This is a genomic window from Cellulomonas septica (assembly GCF_012396155.1).
Lineage (GTDB): Bacteria > Actinomycetota > Actinomycetes > Actinomycetales > Cellulomonadaceae > Cellulomonas > Cellulomonas septica.
This window is the reverse complement of sequence record NZ_JAAXOY010000338.1, coordinates 1-3,816: the sequence shown is the minus strand read 5'-3', so window position 1 is coordinate 3,816 and position 3,816 is coordinate 1. Positions and strand designations below refer to the sequence as shown.

Genomic DNA, 3,816 nt, shown 5'->3' with positions numbered 1-3,816 from the left:
GGCCGCGACCGTGCTCGTGGCGTGCGGGCCGGGCGGCCCCGGCAGCCCTGACCGCGGCGACGCACCCGCGCGCAGCGACGTCGGCGTCCAGCTCTTCCAGTGGCCCTGGCGCTCGATCGCGCGCGAGTGCACCGACGTCCTCGGGCCCGCGGGATATGGATGGGTGCTCACCTCGCCACCGCAGGAGCACGTCCTGGGCGCGGAGTGGTGGACGTCGTACCAGCCCGTGAGCCACCGGGTCGAGTCCCGGCTCGGCACCCGCGAGGAGTTCGCGGCCATGGTCACCACCTGCCACGAGGCGGGCGTCGACGTCTGGGCCGACGCCGTGCTCAACCACATGACGGGCCAGGACGAGCCCGGCACCGGCTGGGCGGGAACGCCGTACACCCACGACTCCGCGGGCCCGTTCGGCCCGGGCGACTTCCACCGCTGCGGCCTCACGCCCGACGACGACGTCCAGGACTACCAGGACGTCGCGCAGGTCCAGACGTGCGAGCTCGTCAACCTCGCCGACCTCGACACCGGCGCGCCGCACGTGCGCGCCCTGCTCACCGCCTACCTCGAGGACCTCCTCTCGCTCGGTGTGGACGGCTTCCGGATCGACGCCGCGAAGCACATGGCACCCGAGGACGTCGCCGCGGTCCTCGACCCGCTGCCGGACGGCACCGGCGTCGTGCAGGAGGTGATCCGCGGTGCGGGGGAGCCGATCACGCCCGAGCAGTACCTCGGCAACGGCGCCGTCCTGGAGTTCGCATACGCCGACGGCCTGGCGGGTGCGCTCGGTGGCGGGTCCCCGTCGGTCGCGCTCGACCTCGGCACGGGACCCGGCTTCGTGCCGTCGGACGACGCGGTCGTCTTCGTCGACAACCACGACACCGAGCGCAACGGCTCGACCCTGTCGGTGGCGGACGGCCCCGCCTACGCGCTCGCGCACGTCCTCGTGCTGGCCGGCTCCTACGGCACCCCGCTGGTCCACTCCGGGTACGCCTTCGCCGACCGCGACGCGGGCCCGGTGCAGGACGCGGACGGGCGCGTGCTCGACGCGACGTGCAGCGCCGCCCCCGGCCCGGACGAGGCGCGCGCCGACGGCGACCGGGTCTGCCAGCACCGGTGGCCGCAGGTGCAGGCGATGGTCGGCTGGCGTGCTGCCGTGGGCGACGCGCCGCTGGTCGACGTGTGGTCCCAGGGGGACGCCGTCGCGCTCGGTCGGGACGGGCGCGGGTTCGTCGTCGTCAACGCGGGCGACGAGCCGCTGCGCACGGAGCTCGTCACGTCGCTCCCCGACGGCGACTACTGTGACGTCCTGACGGGCACGACCGACGACTGCGCACGCACCCGCGTCGTCGACGGCCGCACGACCGTCGACGTCCCTCCGCACGCCGCGCAGGCGTGGCACGTCGGCCGCACCGGCTGACGAGCCGGCCGCGCAGCCGGACGGGGGACGCCACACCCACGTCGGGATCGCCCCGACCAGGCGCTGTAGAGTCACGGCGCCGCCGCCTCGCGCTCGTCCGAGCGTCGCGACCTGCCCCCGATCGGAGCTCCGCATGCCCGCAGCCGACGCCGCCCGCCTCGCCGCGATCCTCCAGGACAGGCGCGGTGAGATCGGCGAGGCCTGGCTCGACCGTGTCGTCACCGAGCTGCGGGGCCGCATCACGCGTGCCGAGGCGGAGCGCGAGCAGACCGACATCTTCGACGCGCTCGTGGGCGGTCTGCTCGCGGGCGGTGAGCGGCTCGACGCGCCCTCGTTCGACTCGCTGCGCAGCCTGCTGAGCGACCTGTCCGCGACGCGTGCGCGGCTCGGCTTCACGCCGCGCGAGACCGCCGTGGGCGTGTTCGCGCTCAAGGAGGGGCTCTACGACATCGCGGGCCGGGGCGACACCGAGCGCGTCGACGACGTGGCCGCGCTCCTGCGGCTCGTCGACGACCTGGGCCTGTTCACGTTCGAGTCGTTCGCCGCCGCGCGTGAGGGGATCATCAGCGAGCAGGCCGAGCAGCTCCTCGAGCTGTCGACACCCGTCGTGAAGCTCTGGGAGGGCATCGTCGCCGTGCCGCTGGTCGGCACGCTCGACTCGGCGCGCACGCAGGTCGTCATGGAGAAGCTGCTCCAGACGCTCGTCGAGACCGGGTCCGAGCACGCGATCATCGACATCACCGGCGTCCCCGCGGTCGACACGCAGGTCGCGCAGCACCTGCTCAAGACGGTCGTCGCGGCGCGCCTCATGGGCGCCGAGTGCACGATCAGCGGCATCCGCCCGCAGATCGCGCAGACGATCGTCGCGCTCGGCATCGAGTTCGGCGACATCCGCACCAAGGCGACGCTGGCCGACGCCCTGGTCGCGGCGCTGCGCGCCAACGGCAGCGCGCGCACCGCCGGCGCGGTCGCGGGGGCCTGATGGACAGCGTCCCGATCCTCAAGATCGGCTCGACCCTGCTGGTCTCGATCCAGGTCGACCTGCAGGACCAGTCGGCCCTCCAGCTCCAGGAGGACCTCGCCGAGCGCATCACGCAGACCGGTGCCCGCGGCGTCCTCATCGACATCTCCGGACTGGAGATCGTCGACAGCTTCATCGGCCGGATGCTCTCCTCGATCGCCGGCATCTCGCGCGTGCTCGACGCGACGACGGTGGTCGTCGGCATGCGGCCCGCCGTCGCGATCACGATGGTCGAGCTCGGGCTGTCGTTCGACGGCGTCCGGACGGCGCTCGACGTCGAGAAGGGCCTGCGGCTCCTGCAGCCCGACGACGAGGACGTCGCCCCCGAGCAGCTGCTCCTCGAGCTCGCCCCGGACGCGCCCGCGTGACAGCCGACCCGGTGACGTCCGAGCGGCTCGCCATCACGTCCGACGGCGACGTCGTGCGGGTGCGCCAGGCCGTGCGCGGGCTCGCCCAGGGCGCGCGGCTGTCGCTCGTCGACCAGACCAAGCTGGTGACCGCCGCGAGCGAGCTCGCGCGCAACACGCTCATCTACGGCGGCGGCGGCGAGGCCGTGCTGTCGGTCGAGTCGAACGGGCGGCGGACCGGCGTCCGGGTCGAGTTCCGCGACGAGGGCCCGGGCATCCCCGACCTCGACCTCGCGATGACCGACGGCTGGACGAGCGGCGGCGGGCTCGGGCTCGGGCTGTCGGGTGCGCGTCGCCTCGTCGAGCACTTCGAGATCGACACGGGACCGGGGCGCGGCACGCGTGTGGTGATCGCCTCGTGGTCGCGGTGAGCGCGGACGGCACCGTCGAGGACGTCGCCTGGTTCACGGTCGACCACGTGAGCGCCACGGGCACCGCACGGCGTGCCGCCGCGTCGCTCGCGCGTCGTGTCGGGATGTCCGAGGAGCGGGCCGGGGAGATCGCGCTCGTGGTCGCCGAGCTCACCGGCAACCAGATCAACCACGCGGGCTCGGGCTCGCTGCTGCTGCGGGTGCGGCACGCGACCGCCGGTCCGGTGGTCGAGGTCGTCGTGGTCGACTCCGGCCCCGGGATGGTGAACGTCGCCGCGTCCCTCACCGACGGCGTGTCGTCGGCGGGGACGCTCGGCATCGGGCTCGGCACCCTGTCGCGGCTCGCGACGTCGTGGGACATCTGGTCGCGGCCGGGCTCGGGCACCGTGATCACCGCCGCGTTCGCCGACGCCGACGCCGAACCGCCCGGTACCCCGTCCGCGGTCGGCGTGACCCGGCCGATGACCGGCCAGGACGTGTGCGGCGACGCGTATGCGATCCGCACGGACGACGGCGTGCTCACCGTGATGCTCGCCGACGGGCTGGGGCACGGTCCGCTCGCGGCCGCGGCGAGCACCGAGGCGGTCCGCGCGTTCCGCGGCG

5 protein-coding genes are annotated in these 3,816 nt (G+C 74.3%); all 5 read left to right on the top strand.

The annotated features are described in order from the left end of the window. On the top strand, positions 1 to 1,414 hold a 1,414-nt coding region (locus HGA02_RS12785; RefSeq protein ID WP_168679331.1), incomplete at its 5' end, for an alpha-amylase. Positions 1,415 to 1,547: 133 nt separating this feature from the next. Then, positions 1,548 to 2,396 (top strand): STAS domain-containing protein, encoded by an 849-nt coding sequence (locus HGA02_RS12780; RefSeq protein ID WP_168679330.1) that lies wholly within the window; start codon positions 1,548 to 1,550, stop codon positions 2,394 to 2,396. Continuing rightward, the gene (locus tag HGA02_RS12775; protein WP_168679329.1) at positions 2,396 to 2,803 is read left to right on the top strand and encodes an STAS domain-containing protein; all 408 of its coding nucleotides are present in this window, start codon (positions 2,396 to 2,398) and stop codon (positions 2,801 to 2,803) included. Before HGA02_RS12780 ends, HGA02_RS12775 begins: the two co-directional genes overlap by 1 nt. Then, positions 2,800 to 3,213 carry an ATP-binding protein gene (locus tag HGA02_RS12770; RefSeq protein ID WP_168679328.1) on the top strand — a complete coding sequence of 138 codons (414 nt, stop codon included), beginning with the start codon at positions 2,800 to 2,802 and terminating at the stop codon, positions 3,211 to 3,213. The genes HGA02_RS12775 and HGA02_RS12770 overlap by 4 nt, the downstream gene beginning before the upstream one ends. Further along, a partial coding sequence (locus HGA02_RS12765; protein WP_210728525.1) for an ATP-binding protein occupies positions 3,210 to 3,816 on the top strand: 607 nt, incomplete at its 3' end. The genes HGA02_RS12770 and HGA02_RS12765, both read left to right, overlap by 4 nt.

Coding starts and splice junctions, on each gene's coding strand:
- HGA02_RS12780 (WP_168679330.1), top strand. CDS start 1,548: ATGCCCGCAGCCGACGCCGCCCGCCTCGCCGCGATCCTCCAGGACAGG.
- HGA02_RS12775 (WP_168679329.1), top strand. CDS start 2,396: ATGGACAGCGTCCCGATCCTCAAGATCGGCTCGACCCTGCTGGTCTCG.